19 protein-coding genes, 1 tRNA gene and 2 pseudogenes are annotated in these 17,698 nt (G+C 68.3%); 8 read left to right on the top strand and 14 right to left on the bottom strand.

The annotated features are described in order from the left end of the window. Positions 1-165 precede the first annotated feature (165 nt). Complete coding sequence (locus AC3WSN_RS24850) at positions 166-534, top strand: hypothetical protein (RefSeq protein ID WP_492541609.1); 369 nt, start codon at positions 166-168, stop codon at positions 532-534. A 103-nt stretch (positions 535-637) separates the two neighbouring features. On the opposite strand, the gene AC3WSN_RS24845 is transcribed toward AC3WSN_RS24850, so the two are convergent. Continuing rightward, positions 638-790: a hypothetical protein gene (locus AC3WSN_RS24845; RefSeq protein WP_492541607.1), complete on the bottom strand. Its 153-nt coding sequence runs from the start codon at positions 788-790 to the stop codon at positions 638-640. Between the two features lie 349 nt (positions 791-1,139). Between AC3WSN_RS24845 and AC3WSN_RS24840 the strand changes: the two are divergent. Both AC3WSN_RS24840 and AC3WSN_RS24835 read left to right on the top strand, forming a co-directional pair. Beyond that, a pseudogene (locus AC3WSN_RS24840) lies at positions 1,140-2,300 on the top strand (IS3 family transposase). A gap of 33 nt (positions 2,301-2,333) precedes the next feature. Further along, positions 2,334-2,873, top strand: a pseudogene (locus AC3WSN_RS24835) (DJ-1/PfpI family protein); the annotation flags it as partial. Positions 2,874-2,906: 33 nt separating this feature from the next. On the opposite strand, the gene tnpC reads toward AC3WSN_RS24835, so the two are convergent. The 9 genes from tnpC to AC3WSN_RS24790 form a co-directional block, all read right to left on the bottom strand. Continuing rightward, complete coding sequence (gene tnpC, locus AC3WSN_RS24830; protein ID WP_492541606.1) at positions 2,907-4,187, bottom strand: IS66 family transposase; 1,281 nt, start codon at positions 4,185-4,187, stop codon at positions 2,907-2,909. After that, entirely contained in the window at positions 4,160-4,447 is a 288-nt protein-coding gene (locus tag AC3WSN_RS24825; protein ID WP_492541604.1) for a hypothetical protein, read from the bottom strand. The genes tnpC and AC3WSN_RS24825 overlap by 28 nt, the downstream gene beginning before the upstream one ends. Before the next feature lie 225 nt (positions 4,448-4,672). Continuing rightward, positions 4,673-5,314: a hypothetical protein gene (locus tag AC3WSN_RS24820; protein WP_492541602.1), complete on the bottom strand. Its 642-nt coding sequence runs from the start codon at positions 5,312-5,314 to the stop codon at positions 4,673-4,675. A gap of 80 nt (positions 5,315-5,394) precedes the next feature. Then, complete coding sequence (locus AC3WSN_RS24815; protein WP_492541600.1) at positions 5,395-6,279, bottom strand: MvdC/MvdD family ATP grasp protein; 885 nt, start codon at positions 6,277-6,279, stop codon at positions 5,395-5,397. Beyond that, a complete protein-coding gene (locus AC3WSN_RS24810) occupies positions 6,276-6,455 on the bottom strand; it encodes a hypothetical protein (RefSeq protein WP_492541598.1) in 180 nt (59 codons plus the stop codon). The genes AC3WSN_RS24815 and AC3WSN_RS24810 overlap by 4 nt, the downstream gene beginning before the upstream one ends. A 402-nt stretch (positions 6,456-6,857) precedes the next feature. Further along, positions 6,858-6,947, bottom strand: a tRNA-Ser gene (locus AC3WSN_RS24805). Between the two features lie 81 nt (positions 6,948-7,028). After that, the gene (locus tag AC3WSN_RS24800) at positions 7,029-8,147 is read right to left on the bottom strand and encodes an ATP-dependent DNA helicase (RefSeq protein ID WP_192711334.1); all 1,119 of its coding nucleotides are present in this window, start codon (positions 8,145-8,147) and stop codon (positions 7,029-7,031) included. Continuing rightward, positions 8,144-9,076 carry an oxygen-dependent coproporphyrinogen oxidase gene (gene hemF / locus AC3WSN_RS24795; RefSeq protein WP_492541596.1) on the bottom strand — a complete coding sequence of 311 codons (933 nt, stop codon included), beginning with the start codon at positions 9,074-9,076 and terminating at the stop codon, positions 8,144-8,146. Before hemF ends, AC3WSN_RS24800 begins: the two co-directional genes overlap by 4 nt. A gap of 69 nt (positions 9,077-9,145) precedes the next feature. Next, on the bottom strand, positions 9,146-9,559 hold the full coding sequence (locus AC3WSN_RS24790) for a PaaI family thioesterase (RefSeq protein WP_492541594.1): 414 nt from the start codon (positions 9,557-9,559) through the stop codon (positions 9,146-9,148). Positions 9,560-9,994: 435 nt separating this feature from the next. Between AC3WSN_RS24790 and AC3WSN_RS24785 the strand changes: the two genes are divergently transcribed. Continuing rightward, positions 9,995-10,498 carry a Ros/MucR family transcriptional regulator gene (locus AC3WSN_RS24785; protein ID WP_192711337.1) on the top strand — a complete coding sequence of 168 codons (504 nt, stop codon included), beginning with the start codon at positions 9,995-9,997 and terminating at the stop codon, positions 10,496-10,498. Between the two features lie 74 nt (positions 10,499-10,572). Here the strand turns inward: AC3WSN_RS24785 and AC3WSN_RS24780 are convergent, their stop codons facing one another. Beyond that, complete coding sequence (locus tag AC3WSN_RS24780; protein WP_492541592.1) at positions 10,573-10,752, bottom strand: hypothetical protein; 180 nt, start codon at positions 10,750-10,752, stop codon at positions 10,573-10,575. A gap of 176 nt (positions 10,753-10,928) precedes the next feature. On the opposite strand from AC3WSN_RS24780, the gene AC3WSN_RS24775 reads away from it, so the two are divergent. The 3 genes from AC3WSN_RS24775 (at position 10,929) to AC3WSN_RS24765 (ending at position 12,405) form a co-directional block, all read left to right on the top strand. After that, the gene (locus AC3WSN_RS24775; RefSeq protein WP_492541590.1) at positions 10,929-11,456 is read left to right on the top strand and encodes a cupin domain-containing protein; all 528 of its coding nucleotides are present in this window, start codon (positions 10,929-10,931) and stop codon (positions 11,454-11,456) included. A gap of 60 nt (positions 11,457-11,516) precedes the next feature. After that, on the top strand, positions 11,517-11,978 hold the full coding sequence (locus AC3WSN_RS24770) for a GNAT family N-acetyltransferase (protein ID WP_492541588.1): 462 nt from the start codon (positions 11,517-11,519) through the stop codon (positions 11,976-11,978). Between the two features lie 70 nt (positions 11,979-12,048). Beyond that, positions 12,049-12,405 carry a hypothetical protein gene (locus tag AC3WSN_RS24765; RefSeq protein ID WP_492541586.1) on the top strand — a complete coding sequence of 119 codons (357 nt, stop codon included), beginning with the start codon at positions 12,049-12,051 and terminating at the stop codon, positions 12,403-12,405. A 115-nt stretch (positions 12,406-12,520) separates the two neighbouring features. On the opposite strand, the gene AC3WSN_RS24760 is transcribed toward AC3WSN_RS24765, so the two are convergent. Together AC3WSN_RS24760 and AC3WSN_RS24755 are read right to left on the bottom strand one after the other, a co-directional pair. Then, a complete protein-coding gene (locus AC3WSN_RS24760) occupies positions 12,521-13,234 on the bottom strand; it encodes a peptidoglycan-binding domain-containing protein (RefSeq protein ID WP_492541585.1) in 714 nt (237 codons plus the stop codon). Between the two features lie 27 nt (positions 13,235-13,261). After that, on the bottom strand, positions 13,262-15,151 hold the full coding sequence (locus AC3WSN_RS24755; protein ID WP_492541583.1) for a sensor histidine kinase: 1,890 nt from the start codon (positions 15,149-15,151) through the stop codon (positions 13,262-13,264). A 254-nt stretch (positions 15,152-15,405) separates the two neighbouring features. Between AC3WSN_RS24755 and AC3WSN_RS24750 the strand changes: the two genes are divergently transcribed. After that, a complete protein-coding gene (locus AC3WSN_RS24750; protein WP_192711344.1) occupies positions 15,406-15,711 on the top strand; it encodes a hypothetical protein in 306 nt (101 codons plus the stop codon). Positions 15,712-15,721: 10 nt separating this feature from the next. On the opposite strand, the gene AC3WSN_RS24745 is transcribed toward AC3WSN_RS24750, so the two are convergent. Further along, on the bottom strand, positions 15,722-16,852 hold the full coding sequence (locus tag AC3WSN_RS24745; protein ID WP_192711345.1) for a DUF2336 domain-containing protein: 1,131 nt from the start codon (positions 16,850-16,852) through the stop codon (positions 15,722-15,724). Positions 16,853-17,698 lie beyond the last annotated feature (846 nt).

Here is a 17,698-nt window from a genome sequence, read left to right as displayed (position 1 = left end):
CGCCGGATCGCGGTAGAGGCGTTGAAGGCGATGGGCTGCTTGGAATGAGGAGCGCGTTGAACTAGCGCAGTCGCTCCCAAGTCAACAACCGGAACTTGCATGCGAGGGCCGCCTTACCTGTGCTAGGCGCGGAAGACTTGCTGTATGTCGAGTAGACGATCAAGGATGCAGTCTGGCTCTGCCCGAGGCGAACAACTCGTCGAGGCATGGAACCGATCCGACGTCGAATTCATCCTTGACCAGCTCGCCGCCGACATTGTGCTGGAAGCGCGGCTTCCAAAAATGCCGGTGTTGCTGAGCAGCTTTCGGCTCAAAGGTAAGATAAAGTTTTCGCTCGGATTGCGATCATACCCGCGAAATCTTCCGACATTTAACATCGTCAGCGCGATGGAGGATTCGCATACAATTTGTCTTGTGCTGGAAGATGTAGACCATGATCTGCTGGCCGTCACCATCGAGCTGAACGATGACGGGAAATTTGCACGCATAAGCAGCTATAGATCAGGAAGGCACCTGCGCGGTAGCACCCTATGATCTGCGACAAACTGTATTCAGCGTACGAGAAGCGAGGAGCCAGCCCGCATCTGCCGCCCATGGTTCTGCACGATGTCGCGAAAGAGGTTGGCTGCTGACAGCGTCAGCGCATCCAAATCAGGATTGCGAGCAGGGTTACGAACTCGATACCGATAAGACCGGCCAGAAGCAGCAGGGACCGCTCGTCTGGGATGATCTCGGAAGCGTCAGCGGCGGTCTCATCCGGCATATTCGCGTCTCCGGCGAACCTCCTCATACAACGATCGTTTGAGGCCCCGACTCAACACAAGTTGTGGTTACGTGATGTATTATGCATACTTTAGGGCGGATCAGGCCTCGCTGGATCTTGGCGCGACACGAGAAAAGCCCGCTCCGGTGAATCGGGCGGGCCGAAGGTGTATGTCCGCGTCAAGGACCGAGCTCAGATTTGGGGCTTATGGTTAACGAAGAGTTAATGCCCAAATCTGAGTTGCCGCGCTGATCTCTGGTTTTCCTGAGCGCCAACGAAGGTGGCTCACGTACCTCCGGCCGTAGACCACTGACCTGACCGGCTGGCTTTGGACCGGGCTGATTGAGAGGATCGGCCTGGACCAGAGGCGTCGGACATGCGGCGAGGCCAGAAGGCGAGCGCGGAGCAGGTGGTGCTGAAGCTGCGCCAGATCGAGGTGCAGACAGCCCAGGGCAAGAGCTTGGCGCTGGCGTGCAAGGAGGCGGAGATCTCCGAGCAGAGTGACTCACGCTGGCGCAAGAAGTACGGCCGCCTGCAGGTCGACCAGGCTCGAAAGATGAAGGACCTGGAGCGCGAGAACGCTCGATTGCGGCATCTCGTGGCTGATGTGTCTCTGGTGGATCAGGCGCGGGCGGACGTCGCCTCGGGAAACGTGTAGCCCTCGAGCGACGCCGGCACGCGGTCGACGGCATTCGGGAGACGTACGGCCTCTCGGAACGTCACGCCTGCCGGATCGTCGGCCAGCACCGCGGCACGCAACGCACCGTGCCCACCGTGCCGGCCGACGAGGATGGGCTGACCCAAGCCGTCGTCGCCTTGGCCTCCGAGTATGGGCGCTATGGCTACCGACGCGTCACCGCGCTGCTGCAGGCAGACGGCTGGCAGGTGGGCAAGGACCGGGTTCAGCGCTTCTGGCGTCGCGAGGGGCTCAAGGTCCCGCAAAGGCATCGACCACGCAGCCGGCTTTGGCTGAACGATGGTTCTTGCGTTCGGCTGCGCCCAGTCTACCGCAATCACGTCTGGAGCTTCGACTTCGTGCAGGGACAGACCCACGATGGTCGGAGCCTTCACATCCTGACGCTGATCGACGAGCACAGCCGGGCCTGCCTCTCCTTGAAGGTGGCGCGGCGCATCAACAGCGTCGGCGTGATCGAAGCGCTGGCCGACGCGATGTGCCTGCACGGTTCCCGGCGCACATCCGCTGCGACAACGGCCCTGAACCGAAGGACCGCGCAGCGAGATGGTCTCGAAGGCACTGCGCCAATGGGTCGCCAAGACGGGGGCGCAGATCCAGTCCATCGCACCCGGCTCTCCGTGGGAGAACGGGTACTGTGAGAGCTTCAACGGAAAACTGCGCAACGAGTGCCTGCGCCAGGAGATCTTCTACTCGCTCAAGGAGGCGCCGATCGTGATCGGTCTATGGCAGAACACATACAACCGCGTCCGACCGCATTCGTCGCTGGGCTATCGACCGCCCGCGCCCGTCAGCGACCCGGATCTGGCCTTCCGGCTACCCATGGCAGCGGCCATGCAGTAGCCTCTCACTCAGCCCGGTCCAAAATACCGGTCAGGTCAGATCCGGCCCGAGATGGGCGAGGCTTGGTATCACTTCGCCAGCTGCGCGATCGAAGACGGCCCGCTGCGCGCGCATGGGGGCTTCACCCTGTGGCCGGACCACGGCATCGAACTGATCGACCGTGCCAACATCATCGTGGTGCCCGGTTGGAAGGGGAGCGACGAGCCGGTCCCCGAGGATCTCTGCCGCCGCCTGCGCGCTGCCCACGGGCGCGGTGCGAGGCTGGTTTCCATCTGCTCGGGCGCGTTCGTACTCGCCGCCACCGGGCTCCTCGATGGCGGGACGGCGACGACCCACTGGCGATACGCCGAGGCGCTTCGCAATCGCTACCCCGCAGTCAGGGTCGATCATGCTTCGCTTTATCGCTCTCACGGACGCGTCTTCACCTCTGCCGGGAGTGCGGCGGGGCTCGATCTGCTGATCGACATCGTGCGCCAGGATTTCGGACCGGAGGCTGCGAACTCAGTGGCGCGCCGCCTCGTGATGCCCACCCACCGCACGGGTGGGCAGGCGCAGTTTCTGGAGCGCCCGGTGCCGGGTAATTACCCACGCGTTTGATGGCAGGATTCAAGCGCCGATGGTTTTGAGGATGGCGCCGAAGGAACTGCTGCCTGTGAGGCGCGCGGTATCGACGACGGTGCGAATGGCGGCTTCGCCCTCGGCCGCCCACATGGCGCGATAGCCGTTGGTGACCTTCCGCTGCACGACAGCCGGACGAAGCAGCCGCTCGGAGCCGTTATTCGTCGGCTCGACCTTTCCGGGATAGGCGACGAAGACCAGGAGCTGATCGCGCGCACGGCTGATCTTGGCCTGCAGGTCGCGTGTCAGGTCACAGCGGCTCGGCGTGGCCAGGATGGCACCCAGTTGCCGATCCAGGCTCCGGCGCTTGGCCGAGAGCGTCGCGGCGGCCAAGTCGGTGACGCGCTCGGCCAGGGCGAAGACGCTTTCCAGCCAGAGCTGCAGGCGCCAGGGCACGGGATCGTCGCTGGCCTCGACGACGCAGGCAACGTCGCGCGCCAGATGCGCCAGGCAGGTCTGGTGCTCGGCGGCATGTCCCTGTTGGGCGGTGTAGCGATCTGAGATCCACACCGCGGGCCGGTGCCCGTCCATCATCTCGCGCACCACGACAGCGCCGCGCGTCGGCGACGGCGTGTGCACCACGGCTTGCGCCGAGTGGAACAGCCAGTGATAGGCGTTCGAGCCTTCGATCCGCACGCCGGTCTCGTCGCAGGCGACGACCTCAGCCTTGCGCAAGGTCGCGATGGCCGCGTCACGGCCGGCACGGAAGCGGCCCTGCGCGCGGCGGAGCAGGTTCATCAGCCCGCCCTGGCTGAGGGTGAGGCCGAACAGGTCACACAGCGCTGCCTGCAGCCGCTCGTAGGACAGGGCCTGAAAGGTCTTGAGGTACGTCGCCACCGCATGCCGCCGCGGACCGAACGGCGTGCCGCGCGCCGCCTCCGGCACCGGTGCGACGACCCGCTCCCCACAGCTCGGGCAACGGACCGCGAGCTGGCGGTGCTGCGTCACGATCGGCGCCACCGCGGGCAGCTCGATCCGCTCGCAGACGCTGACGACCTGCGCCGGAAGAGCGGCGTGCAGGCTGGCGCCGCAGCACGCGCACGCCTCCGGACGATGCTCGACGATCGTATCGGGATCGTCGCTCAGCACCCGGCTGTGACCCTCGTGACCGGGCTTGGCGCCGCCGGGCTTGGACTGCGCGCGCTGCTCCTTGCGATCCGTCGCGGGCGGCTTGGACGAGGTCCGCGAGCTCTTCTCTGGCCGCTGCAGCCGCAGCACCAGCTCGATCAGCTCCTCGCGGCTCAGCCGTTCCAGTTCGCTTCGACCCATCCCACGAAGGAATCAGCGAAATTCGACCCGCGCAAGAGCCGACCCGCGCAAGAGGCAAGCGTGGTTCGGCAGGAGCGCAGCCGCGGGCGTTCAACCGACGACCAAGCAACCCCGTGGGTAATTACGGTGCCGGTGCGGCGGAAGACCGAGGTGGCACCCTTGCTCGACCGGATGCGAGCCGAACTCAGCGCATCGTGGCCGCTGACGCGGATGGCCGAGGAGTGCTGCATGAGCCTGCGCACATTCGTCAGGCGCTTCACGGAGACTTCCGCAGTAGTATTGGCATCAGCCCCGGCGAATATCGGACCCGCTTTGGCTCTCCCGAGACAGCACGAAGCGAGGTGCCCGTTCCGTCCGCTTACGAGCACTCTGCATCGTCATCCGGCTGACTGGGTTGGGTCGAATACAGACGGCACCAAGCGTGAAATTCTTACCTCTGAGGCAGCATCCGTTCCCGTCGAACCCTCATCGTCTTGGTTGCTGCATTAGGAGGTCATACAGGCGAGAGAAAGAGCCTTCGGAATGAGGAGACAGCCGAGGTACCAGACAATCTGCAGGAGCAGCAGGAGCCCGAACCAGCGCACAGCGAACCGAAGGAATAGGTGGCACATCTTGATGCCGGTGACCTTCCTGTTCACCGCGTCTCGGTTCCGCCGGGTCACCACGAGAAGCTTTTTGGCGAACGCTTCCTCAAACGTCGACTGAGCCTGCCCTGCGAGCGCGACGAGGTCGCTGGCGTCGATCCGATCGTAGGCGGCGACGCCGAGCGTCCAGAAAGCCCAGCGTCCCGCCCCGAGCAGGTACAGGATGGCGACCCCAAGGACGGTGAGGCTCAACCACCGGGGAGCCTGACCGAACGTCTGACCCCAAACCGTTCCCTCTAGGTAGGTGAGAAGGGGAATGAGTGCCGCAATGACAAGGAGATAGGTCGACGCTCTCGCCTCAGCGCCGAGACGACGTGCCTCCTCATCCTCCGCAAGCTTCTTGGCAGCCTCGAGGGCCGAACCGCCTGACGCTCCGAACGAGCAGACCTCGATGGCCGCCAACTCTTGCGTGAGTTCGGTTGCGGCGCTCTGGCGTTCGGCCGCCGTCATCGGTGCGAGGGTCGGCCAGACGTAGTCGGTCAACCCGCGAATCATGCTTGTGCGATGCCCTGAAGTTCGTCGACGATCGCGGCGGCGATCCGCAGACCGGTCATGGTCTCGACTCAGGCCCACTGCCCGTTCGGGTTGATCTCGAGAAACCAGTACGCTCCATCGCGGTCCAGAACGAGGTCGATCGCGCCCAACCGCAGGCCCAGGCCAGCGACCAGAGCCCGCACGCGTGCTTCCATCTCAGTAGGGAGTGGATGGATCGTATGGCTCAGGGCGAGAACGTCGCCACGCCGCCAATCCGTCTGGCTTTCCGCGGCGTGCTGCGAGTGGATCGCGACTGAGAACACCCGCTGGCCGACGACAGTCACCCGTACGTCGTACGCCTTGACGATCTCACGCTGGACAATGAACGGCGCAAGGCTAATGCCGGCCCAATCCTCCGGACGGAGGCCACCGGACAATCGCGAGGTGAAGATGACGGATTGGCCGGCGGCTCCGGTGACCATGCCATTTCGGAGTGGCTTCACGATCATGGCGTCATCGACGAACGCTTCGACGAACTCGGCATCGTTGGAGACCATGGTCTCGGGGACCTTGAAGCCAAGTTCGGGCGCGATCGTGAGTTGGCGGAGCTTGTCCTCGGCCCGAGCCATCGCCGTGGGCGCATTGAGCCAGCGATCGCCCAGGTGATCGTAGAGGGCGTCGAGCAAGGCCACCCATTCACTGACCGCATAACGTCGCTCGCCCAGATCCGCGAGTTCCGCGAGGTCTGGTGGCAGAGGCCGACGCAGATATGCCGCGGTGACGGCGCTCAGATCGAGCGTTCGTCCGTTGAAGGCGGTCGTCCACGTCGGATGGCCACCGTTGAGCCGCCAGCACGATCGCGCGCTCGGTAGGTCTTCCGTGTTCAGACGTGCGTACGGGAGCCCCCGGCGCTGAAGCTCCAGCACGACGTGGTCGCTGGTGACGTCACGCCGGTTGGTGACGAGGAGGATCACTTATCAATTTGCTCGGCGTGCACCTCAGTCAAGGTCGCCGCTAGGTAGAGCGGCATCGCATCGCTTCGAACGTCCGTACGCTCCATGTTGACGGCCGTGCTCGTCGTACCCGCGACCGTGCCGGCGTATGCGCCGCCGATCGATTGATCGGTCTGCTCCGCCAGCACCTTTGTCACGGTCTAGACCGCGCGGCATTCCTCTTGGCGCTGAATGAGCGGGATCAAGCCTTCCGGGCTGTCCGTGACCCAGACGTCGCGCTCTGGGCAATAGCGACCCGGCAACACGTCCGTACCCGTTCGTGCCTGTGCAAACCTCAACAGAAACGGCGATGCGGTTTGAGCGACGTGCCCCGATTCGTTCGGCATTGAAGCGCTGTTCCTGCTGCCCCGATCCCATCAAGACCACGTGGTCCCATGGCTCGCGTCGGCCCAAGCATCGGGCGGAGGCGACGAGCACAAGCTCGGAAAAAAGCCCAACCATTTCAACGGTTGCGATATCGCAGACGCAGGATTATCCTGAGATCATATCAACGATCACTGCGTGAAACGCAAATTTATGGTGATCGTGACGGAACGAACTGGCGGAGAGGGGGGGATTCGAACCCCCGATGCCCTTGCAGGCATGCCGCATTTCGAGTGCGGTGCATTCAACCGCTCTGCCACCTCTCCGCAAGGTGCCTCGATGAGACGGGCGGTGCCTAGCACGCGGGATCGGGCTTCACAAGCGATCTAAAGCGCGGCGGTAGAGGATCAGACCACCACGGTGATCGCCTGCGCCGCCCGGGTCAGGCCCGTGTAGAGCCAGCGCGCCCGGTGCTCGCGGAACGCGTAGGATTCGTCGAACAGCGTCACCCGATCCCACTGCGACCCCTGAGCCTTGTGCACCGTCAGCGCGTAGCCGTAGGTGAACTCGTCGGTCTCCCGGCGCAGGAACAGCGGGATCTCCTCGTCCGTGCCGGAGATCATCGCGCGCAGCACCTTGATGTCGGTGGGCTTCCGGCGGAGCGCCGGGTCGTCCTCCGGCACCACGTCGAGGCGGATCAGGTCAGGCCGCGGCGGCGCGCGCAGGGCCTGCACGGTCCAGGTCGAGCCGTTGAGCAGGCCCTTCACCCGATCGTTGCGCAGGCAGACCAGCTTCTCGCCGATGGCCGGCATCGGATCGGTGTGGCCGGCGAGCTCCCGGAGCCGGGCGTTGTAGAGGCGGCGCGTCTTGTTGAGGCCGACCAGCACCTGGTCGCATTCGAGCACCTCGGCCGGATCCAGGGCGCGGCGCGACACCACGCGGCTCTGCCCGTAGCTGCCGAGCTCCAGCCGCCCGCCCTCGCGGATGGTCATCGCCATGCGGACGATCGGGTCGTCCTTGGCCTGCCGGTGGACCTCGGTGAGCATCACGTCGGGCTCGGCCTCGGTGAAGAAGCCGCCGCCGCGCACCGGCGGCAGCTGCGCCGGGTCGCCCAGAACCAGGACCGGCCGCTCGAACGACAGCAGGTCGTTGCCGAGGTCGGAATCGACCATCGAGCACTCGTCGATGATGATCAGGTCCGCCTTGGCGGCCGGGCCCGAGCGGTTCAGCGTGAAGGTCGGCCCGCCCTCCTCCGCTTCCTTGGTGCGATAGATCAGCGAGTGGATCGTGGCGGCGTCGTAGCAGCCCTTCTGGCGCATCACCGAGGCGGCCTTGCCGGTGAAGGCCCCGTAGACCACCGTGCCGTCGACATCCTCGGCGATGCGGCGGGCGAGCGTGGTCTTGCCGGTGCCGGCATAGCCGAACAGGCGGAACACCTGGGATCCGCCGTCCCGCCGCCACGCGGCGATCGCCTTCAGCGCCGCATCCTGCTGCGGGGCGTAGGCAGCCGGCAGGCCCGCGCTCACGGCCAGCGCACGGTCGGCGGCATCGAGGACAGGATCGACGCGACGTTGCCGCCGGTCTTCAGGCCGAAGATCGTGCCCCGGTCGTAGAGCAGGTTGAACTCGACGTAGCGACCGCGCCGCACCTGCTGCTCGTGACGGTCCGTCTCGGTCCAGGGCGTGCCGAGATTGTCGCGCACGATCTTCGGGTAGGCCTCGAGGAAGGCGCGGCCAACGTCACGGGTATAGGCGAGGTCGGCCTGCGGATTCCCGCTCCAGAGATAATCGTAGAAGATCCCGCCGATGCCGCGCGGCTCGTTCCGGTGCTTGAGGTGAAAATACTCGTCGCACCACGCCTTGTAGCGGGCGTGATCGATGCCGTGAGCCGCGCAGGCGCGCTCCAGGCAGGCGTGGAAGTGGCGGCTGTCCGGATCGTCCTGGTTGCGGCGCCGCTCGAGGACCGGGGTGAGATCGGCGCCGCCGCCGAACCACGCCCGCGTCGTCGCGACGAACCGGGTGTTCATGTGCACCGTCGGCACGTGCGGGTTCCACGGATGGGCGATCAGCGAGATGCCGGTGGCGAAGAAGCGCGGGTCCTCGGACGCGCCGGGCATCTGCGCGCGGAATTCCGGCGCAAATTCGCCGTGCACCGTGGAGATGTGCACGCCCGCCTTCTCGAACACGCGGCCCCGCAGCATCGCCATGACGCCACCGCCGCCCGGCCGGCCGGTATGGTCGGTCCGGTTCCACGGGGTCTTCTCGAAGACACCGGGGCTCTCCGGCGCGTCCGGATGGAACGGGCCCGCCGCCTCCGCCTCGAGGGTCTCGAAAGCCGCCAGGATCCGGTCGCGCAGGCTTTCGAACCACGCGGCGGCCTCGGATTTCATGGCCGTGACATCGGCCTCGGAGGGAGGCGCAGCCAGGGCTGCGCGCGCGTCGTCCGGCATTGTCATGGACGAGGCTTTCCCACCGCGCCGCGCCGGCGTCAATTCGCTTCCCGCCGGATGCCGGCCCGCAGGCCGCTAACGCGCCGTCGGCGGCTCGCCGACTGGCTTCAGCAGACCGGTCGCGCTGGCCACCAGCTCGCCGCCCGCATCGCGGATCTCGGCCTCGCAGAAGATCACGGAGCGGCCCGCCCGGGTGACGCGGCCTTCCGCGAGCAGGACGTCGCGGCCCGGGGCGAGGAAGCGGGTTTGCATATCGAGGGTGACCACGGGCCGGCCGGCCCGCAGACGGGCTGCGGTGCCGAGGGCAACGTCCAGCAGGGTGCAGATCACGCCGCCATGGGCGATGCCGAGATTGTTGGCATGCTCCGCCCGGAGCGCCAGACGCAGCCGCGTCCGGCCGTCCCGCACATCGAGCGCCTCGATCCCGCAGAACCGCACGAAGGGGATGTGGGCGCCGAAGACGGTGTCGGGCTCCGATTGCTGGTTCACGCCGATGGCTCCGGATCTCTCCCTGGTAGACCCGTTATGACCCAGGCCCGCACACTTGCCCACGCTTCGCCCGCGACATTGTCCGAGCCGTCTCCGCCAGACTTGGCGGCGACCGCGCATGCAGAGAGACGCGTTCCGCAGGACATCTCGGGAGACTTCGCGCTTCTTGTCAGACAGGAAACGCTCTTTGCAGACGAAGGCACCTGCCGGGGTTCGATGCCGGGCAGAGGGGGGAGGCGTCGAGAGGCGCCAGCGCGTGCAAGTGTGCCAGCTGGGGCCTGGATTTTTCAGGCTACGATTTCAGCTCCACCGTCGGCTTGAATAATATGCGTGTTCACGACCTGAGCCTTGTGCAGGGAAATGCTCGACGACGACTTGATTTTGTTGCAAAGACGATAGAACCGTAGGACCACCGTCAGATAGAGGGAATCATCGATGGACGACAACGCCACTGAACAGCAGCAGACCTTTATCGAGCAGGCATCGGACATCGTATCGGCCTATGTCTCGAACAACTCCGTTCCGATCAGCGAGCTGCCTGGTCTTCTCGCCGGTGTCCACGCGGCTCTGACGAAGCTGTCCGCCCCCACGGCGACCGTCACCGAGACGGCCGACAAGCCGACGCCGGCCCAGATCCGCAAGTCGGTGACCCCGGATGCGCTGATCTCCTTCATCGACGGAAAGCCGTACAAGACGCTCAAGCGCCATCTGTCGCGCAACGGTCTGACGATCGAGCAGTATCGCGAGCGCTTCGGGCTGCCGCGGGACTACCCGTCGACGGCCGCCAGCTATTCCGCCCAGCGCTCGGAACTCGCGCGCAGCCTCGGCCTTGGCCAGCAGCGCCGCAAATCCGCGGCGCCGGCAGAGGAGCCCGTCGAGCCGGTTGCCGAGAAGCCGAAGCGCGCGAGCCGTCCGCGCAAGGCCAAGGAAACGGCCTGACGCCAAGCGCCGGCTCTCCATCGCGAGCCGGCTCTACGGATCTCGAACGGCACGCGGCCCGCGTGCCGTTCCCGTCAGGCGAAATCCGCGAGGTCGTCGGCCACGTCCCCGGCGGCGATCTCCGTCTCGGCCTTCTCGCGCTCGACCCCGTCGCGCGCGCTCCGGTCCTCGGACCGGCGATCCGGGTGTGCCGTCTCCGACGCCTGCGCGTCGCCCTGTCCGTCCGGAGACCGATCCGGTACCCGCCCCGCCATGCTGCGCTCCCCGCCGACCTCGCGGCTGCAGAGCAATGCCCCGCGCGCCCGGCGCGTTCCGGGCCGTGATCAGGAGCGGCGCGGTTTCACGCGCCCGGAGAGAAAAACGCGAAACATCCCCATTGCCTGATGGAATGCCGCCGGGAACGCCGTCGGCAACAGGGATGGAACGCACGATGACGGACACGCAAACCCGGGCGGAGACGAGCCGGCGCGACCTGCTCGCGGCCTCGCTCATCGGAACATTACCCTTGCTCCTGGCCGCCGGCGCCGAGGCCAGCCCGCTCAATCCGGATCAGACCATCATCCGCGCGCCCGACGACCTCCCGTGGGTGCCGTCGAAAGGCTATCCCGAGCGCAGCGTCGACCGCTGCACTCTCACGGGCGACATCAACGGCAGCGGCCTCTACTATACCCTGATCCGCTGGTGGCCGGGCTACATGAGCGCGCCGCACACCTACACCACGGATCGGTTCTGCATGGTCCTGGCCGGCACGTGGTGGTGCAACAGCGGGGCGGATTTCGATCCGGCCGCCTGCGTGCCCGTGAAGGCGGGCAGCTTCGTCCGCCGGGTTGCGGGAACGCCGCATTACGACGGCGTCGTCCGCGACGGCACCGAGCCTGCGGTCATCGCCATCTGCGGCATGGCACCGGTCAATTACAGGCTGGTCGACCCGTCGCAGCCGGGCTGGCGCCGGGTCTGAGGGCGACCGATCACCCAGTCCCGCGTTGAATGGCCGGAGCTTGTCGATCGGGAGCGGGATTTGGGCAATCGCTACGGGCTGGAGATCCGCGCGGCGACGGGCCCCGACGCCGCGGGCCTCGCAGCCCTGCTGGGCGAGGCGGGCGTCGCGGTCGGGGCAGCCGATCTCGCGACCCGGCTCGACGACCTGCAACGCAACGGCGGCACCGCCCTCGTCGCCGTCGAATGGGGGCCGCCGAGCGGTCTCGTGGCGCTCGCGCCGGTCCGCACGCTCGACGCGCCGCGGCCATCCGGCCTCATCACCACCCTCGTGGTCGCCACCGAGTCCCGGCGCAATGGCATCGGCCGGATCCTACTGAAGGCGGCCGGGCGCGCGGCACGGCAGGCCGGCTGCGACCGGCTGCTGCTCACCGTCGGCCCGACCCAGGACGACCTGCGCGCCTTCTGCGCCGCCGCCGGCTTCACCGAGGAAGGTCGAACCCTCGCGCGTCCGTTGCTGAAGCGCGGATCCGGCGACGCTTGAGGCCCGCGACATCCTGACCGCAGCCGACGACGGTTCCGGGCGTTGACGGAGACACGCTGGAGCCCTGCCGATGACGCTGCGATCCGAGACCCCACCGCCACCCGCGAACCTGCCCGTCGATCCGCCGCCGGATTCGGACGCGCCGACCACTGCCCAGCTCAAGGGTGACATCGACAGCGGCCGCACGGCCGACAAGACCCCGCATATGGATGTCGGCGCCGCCCCGCTCGGGACCTGCGAGGAGGCCGGCGGCACACCCCCGACCTCGCAGGAGGTCCGGCTCGCACGGCAGAACGAGCGGGCGCCCTCCGAGAAGGCCGCCAAAGGCTACGTGCACCAGCGGCAGCCCTGGGTCCTTCCGGCCTATGCCGGCTTCATCGTGCTGGCCGCGGTGGCGCTCGGCGTCGGGCTCTGGATGACGCATTGAGGCCGCGATCGCAGCACCGCAGCGCAACGCGCGGCGATCCTGATCGCTGGAACAAGCGTGGCGATCGTCGCCTTCGCGGCCTGGTCTTGTGGGCCTGCACTGAGGCCCCGGCGGGCTATACGGCGCCGGCCCGGGTGACCAGCTCGCGCAGGGTCCGGCCCGAAACCTCGCCGGTGACCGGCAGCTTGGCACTGCGCTCGAACTTCTCGATCGCGGCCCGCGTGCCCGGGCCCATCGCGCCGTCGGCCTTGATCGGATAGCCGAGCTTCGACAGCGCCTTCTGGGCCCGCAGGACCGGATCCGTCTCCTTCTCGGACTTGGCCGTCTTCGACGCCTCCTTCGGGGCTTCCTTGGACGCCGGCTTGACGGCGGCGCGCGGCGGCGATCCCTTCGGGGTCACCGAGGCCGTGGTCTCGTCCGCATGGATCAGCTCGCCGATCGCGTCCCGGCCCGCTGGCTTGGCCGGAACCGCCGTGGCCGCCCTGTCGGGCTCGGGGCGGGCCGGATCCCGCGCAACGTCCCGGACGGGCTCCTTCGCGGCCGGGGCAGCATCACGCGGCGGCGCCTTCTGAGCCAGCTTGGGCAGGATCGGCGCGGGATGGCGCCCGGCCTGATAGCCGAGGGCATTGACGCAGACGAAGGCCGCCGCGCCCACGGCCACGAGGCTGCCCAGCACGGTGCCGGGGCTGGTCCGGCAGGTCGTACCCGCCGCCTTCAGCGCCCCCATGAGGACGGCGCGCCAGTCGCCCTGGCCGGCGGCCCGGCGCGGGGCGGGGCGGCGGGCGCGGCCGACTTCACCCGGGATGGCGATCTCGCGGTAGCCTGACATCCTATCTCCTTCCGGGGGACCTTGGGCTCAAGCGGTGCGGCGCAGGGCCGGGCCGGCGGGCGCCGCGGCGGGACCGGGCTCCGCGTCGAACAGGCCGAGGGGCAGGCGCACCACGCGGCGGGACGGCGCAGCGCCCCGGACGGACGTGCGGACCGGGGCGGGGCCGGGTGCGGCCAGCGGTCGGCACAGGAGGGGCAGCGTCACGGTCACGGCGGTGCCGGCCTGCGGAGCGCTCTCGATGAGCAGCGCGCCGCCGTGCAGGCCGACCAGGCCCTGAACCACCGAGAGGCCGAGTCCGGTCCCCTCGTGCTGGCGCTTGTAGTCGCCGCCACCCGCCTGGAAGAACGGGGTGCCGAGCTTGGGCAGGTCGGCCGCGCCGATCCCGGCGCCGGTATCGGCCACGACGATCTCCAGGCTGTCCGCGCGGCGGCGCAGGGACAGTTCGACCCGGCCGCCCCGCGGGGTGAACTTCACGGCGTTCGACAGGAGATTGATCAGAATCTGTCGGCACGCGCCGGGATCGGCGGTGATCTCCACCGGCCCCGCCGCCGAGACCGCGAGCGTGACGCCGGCCGCTTCGGCCTTGAGGCGCATCAGGTCGCAGCAGCCCTGGAGCAGCGCCGCGATGTCGAAGCTCTCGGGCGCGTAATCGAAGTTGCCGCTCTGAATCCGGCTCATGTCGAGGAGCGTGTTGACGACGCCGAGCAGATGATGGCCCGACGCGCCGATGATCCCGGCATATTCCCGCGCCTGGTCCGGGCTGAGGCTGACGGCGCCTTCGCCCGCCAGGACCTCGGAGAAGCCGATGATCGCGTTGAGCGGCGTGCGCAGCTCATGGGTGACGTTGGCGAGGAAGCGCCCCTTGATCGCGTCCGCCCGCTCGGCCTCGGCGCGGGCACGCTCCAGCTCCTCGGCGTGGCGATGATGCTCGGTCATGTCGCGGGTTACCGCCACCACCGCCATGGCGGTGTCGTGGGACCCGTTCTCGATCCGATGGGCGCGCATCTCGGCATGGATCAGGCGCGCGCCGTCGGGCCGGTCGGCCTGCGCCTCGACATGCAGCCGCAGCGGCAAGGTCGCGGGGCGCCCGGTGGCGGCGACATCGCTGACGGCCTTGAGGAAGGCCGGCCGGTCGGCCACGTGAACCCGCTCCAGCAATCCGTGGCCGCGCAGCCGCGCCGGCTCGCTGCCGAGGAGCCGCGTCGCCGAGACCGAGGCCTCCAGCACGCGGCCGTTGCGGTCGTGCCAGGTCACGAGATCGTCGATCGCCGAGAGCAGCAGCCGGTCGCGCGCCTCGTTGTCGCGCAGGCGGTCCCGCCACGCGCCCTCGTTGCGCATGTGCTCCAGGGCCTGGGCGGCGACGTGGCCGATCGCCGTGATGGCGAAGGCCGGCAGGGCGAGGCTCGCCGAGATGTCCATGACCGGCAGGGTGTCGGTCCAGGCGCCGAGGCCAACCACGGCCAGAACGCCGAGGATCGCCATCACGGCCGCCGCGGCGGTCGCGCGCAGGGAGCCGGAGACCAGCGCCTCCAGAGGGATCGCCACGAGCCAGACCGAAGCCGGCGAAGCGACGCCGCCGGTGACGCTCGCCAGGGCGACCACGATGCCGGTCAGGCCCGCCGAGGAGACCGCGTGCGCCAGCCACAGGGACCCCGTGCGGGCGAGCAGCACGGCGGCGAGAACCGGCAGCAGCAGGCTCGCGATCGCCAGCACCTCGATGCCCGAGGGCACGCCGCGCCAGAGCAGGTAGGGCGGCAGCCCGGCCATCATCACGGCGCCGGTGGCGAGGCGCGACACCAGGAAACGCTGGTGGCGGGATTGGGCGGCCGCGTTGTCGGCCACGGATTCGTGGACGAGACCCGCGAGGCGGTCGTCGATCAAGGAAGTCAGGACTTTCTGAATGGGCAAGGCTGGCACGCGTCGCGTTGGATACGTTTTGCGCATCCGTCGCGCCTCCGGTTCGACTTCGAACGACTTCCGGACGGTCGCAGAGCCGGCTTAAACGAGTGTTGCGGGAGATATCCGAATGAACAGGATGCTTTCCGCAAGGTAACCAGCCGCTCTGCGGCAAGATTTGTTCACCATCGCGCGGGAAAGCCCGGACCGGTTGAGGGCCGGTTCACGAAATCTGTCGAATTCTCGCGCTCGACACCGAGCGGAGGAGTCGACCCATGACCGTCCTGCTGCGCGCCGCGCTGGTGATCGGCGTGCTCTCGTACCTGGCGCTGCTGCGCAACGGCGCCGATCCGGCCGCCGAGGCCCGCAAGGCCGCGGGCGCCTTGCCGAGCGCCCAGGCCGTGCTCCCGGCAGCGCTCGACGCGGTGCCGTCCGAGACCCGCGAGCGCGCAGTCCGCGCGGTGCTGGCCCGGGGCCTGATGGCCGAGCTGAGCCGCCGCGCCGCGGAGCCGCCGGCTTCGACCGACACCCTGGAGGCGGCCGACCGGCAGCCGGCCTGGCGGGGGATCGAGCCCCGCTGAGGACAGCCCGTCAGCCGGTCTCGCCGCCGCTCGCCGAGCGCGCGCGGATCGGCAGCGGCGTGCGTTGCGCGGCGGCGCGCTCGGCACCCTGGCGCAGCTTGGCTTCGGGACCGTGCAGCGGCTGGTGTGCCTCGCTCCGCCCGCGCTCGGTGAACGGCCGGTCGAGGATCGCCGCGACGAGGTCCCGGGACGCCGGTCGGCTGACGGTCCGGAACAGCCGGACGAGGGCGGCCACCCGTTCCGCCGAGCGCGCCACCCCCTGGTTCAGGGTGAGGAAGATGTAGACCGCCTCTTCCTCGTGCAGGCCGGCGGCGCGCAGGCCGAGGGTCAGGAGATCGTAGCGAGCCCCCGGATCGGCGACCACGGTGAGGAAGTCGCGGGGCAGGCCGAGCCCGTCTGCCAGGGCAGCCATGAAGGCGGGCACGTCCTGCGCGCCCGAGAGTCGGGTCAGGTCCTCGCCCAGGCCGCGGGGCGGCGGCGGGCAGGGACGCAGGGCCGCGGTCGCCTCGACGGTCCGGCCGATCACGTCGCGGCGGATCGGGTCGGCATGCAGATAGAGGGGCACGAGGTCGGCAGCCGAGACGTCGGGGCGCACCAGGAGCAGCTTGGCCAGGTCGGAATTGCCGCGGCCGCGGCCCACGAGCCGGGCGAGCGTCGCCCCGCGCAGGGTGATGCCGAGATTGGCGGCCAGGGCCCGGTCGATCTCCGGGCGGCCCTCTCGGGAGAGCTCGTCCACGACCTCGCGGTTCAGGCCGGCCCGAGCCGCGATGCGGGCGGCGAGGTCCGACCCGTCCGCGAGGGCCGCCTCGATCAGGCGATGGCTCAAGGTCGGGGCCAGCTCCACCACCGCGTCACGGGCGCCGCCGCCCCGGAGCGCCAGGGCCTCCAGCACCGCCGAGGGCGTCTCGGGGCAAGGGGCGAGCTTGCGCGCGACCACGCGAGCCGTCTCCTCATCCACTGTGGGGATCAGGCCGCAGGCCAGGGACTCGAAGATCTCGACCTCCGTCCGGTCCCGGCCCGGTGCCCGGACGAACAGGTCGGTCTGTACCCGGAGGATCACCGGCTTGAGATCGAGATTCTCGATGCGGGACAGTTCGAGGAGCCCGGACAGGTCCGGCGGAGCATCGACGGATGGGGGCATGGAGGATCGGTTTACGCAGGACTGCAGTAAGGCCACGCTAACCGCATCGACGTGAATCGACCTTTAAACCGCCCCGCGCGGACCCGTGCCGTCCTGCATCAAAGCGGTGCAGCCTCGGCGGCGGGGGCGGGAGCGATCAGAGCTTGGAGGCTCCGGTCTTCGGTTCCGGCACGGCCTGCCTCGGCAGATTGCTATCCTGGCCGGGCGAGACGGCCCCGCCGGTCCCGGACGCGAACCCCGTCACGGTCCGGTTGGCAGCGTCCGGGCCCGATCACGGCTAGCACGGCGCGTCGACCGGTACCGTCGCGAACCTTGTCGCGCGACGTGACGACCGCCCCATCGCCCATCCCTCCCCTCATCCTGAGGTGCGGGTGGGATGACCCATCCCCACGCCACGACCCGTATCGGCCGTCGTGCACCCCACCGTGATCGGGAACAGCGCGAGCCGTCATGGAGATGGATCGGCGCCGACGAGCCCCCACCGTCCGGGCCGACCGCGACTCCACCGTGCTGACGGTTGCGCGGCCTGTCGGGCTGATAGGCGGCGTGCCCTCGTCGAGATCCGGATGGCCGGTGCCCGACAGGCCGATCGGATCCGCCCCGGCGATCAGGAGAGCGGGTCTAGCGGTCTGCAAAAATCCCGGGCGCGCCAGGATTAAAGCACAGCCTGATGCGTTGCTCTGACTTTACCAGTATGTAGACATGTTGTCGCAGGCCCAAGTGCGACTTTCCCGGATTTTTCCGCCCTACTCGATTGCAAACACCAGGTTTTAGATTCCGATGTGACTTTGCAGAGACATCGTGCCCGGACATTTGTGGGTAGCTTGCGTCCGATCAGAATTCGGG

The sequence above is a fragment of the Methylobacterium sp. FW102-HT35C08 genome, assembly GCF_058790235.1.
Note: the sequence above shows the minus strand (reverse complement) of the source record. Positions and strands in the feature narration are given on the sequence as shown.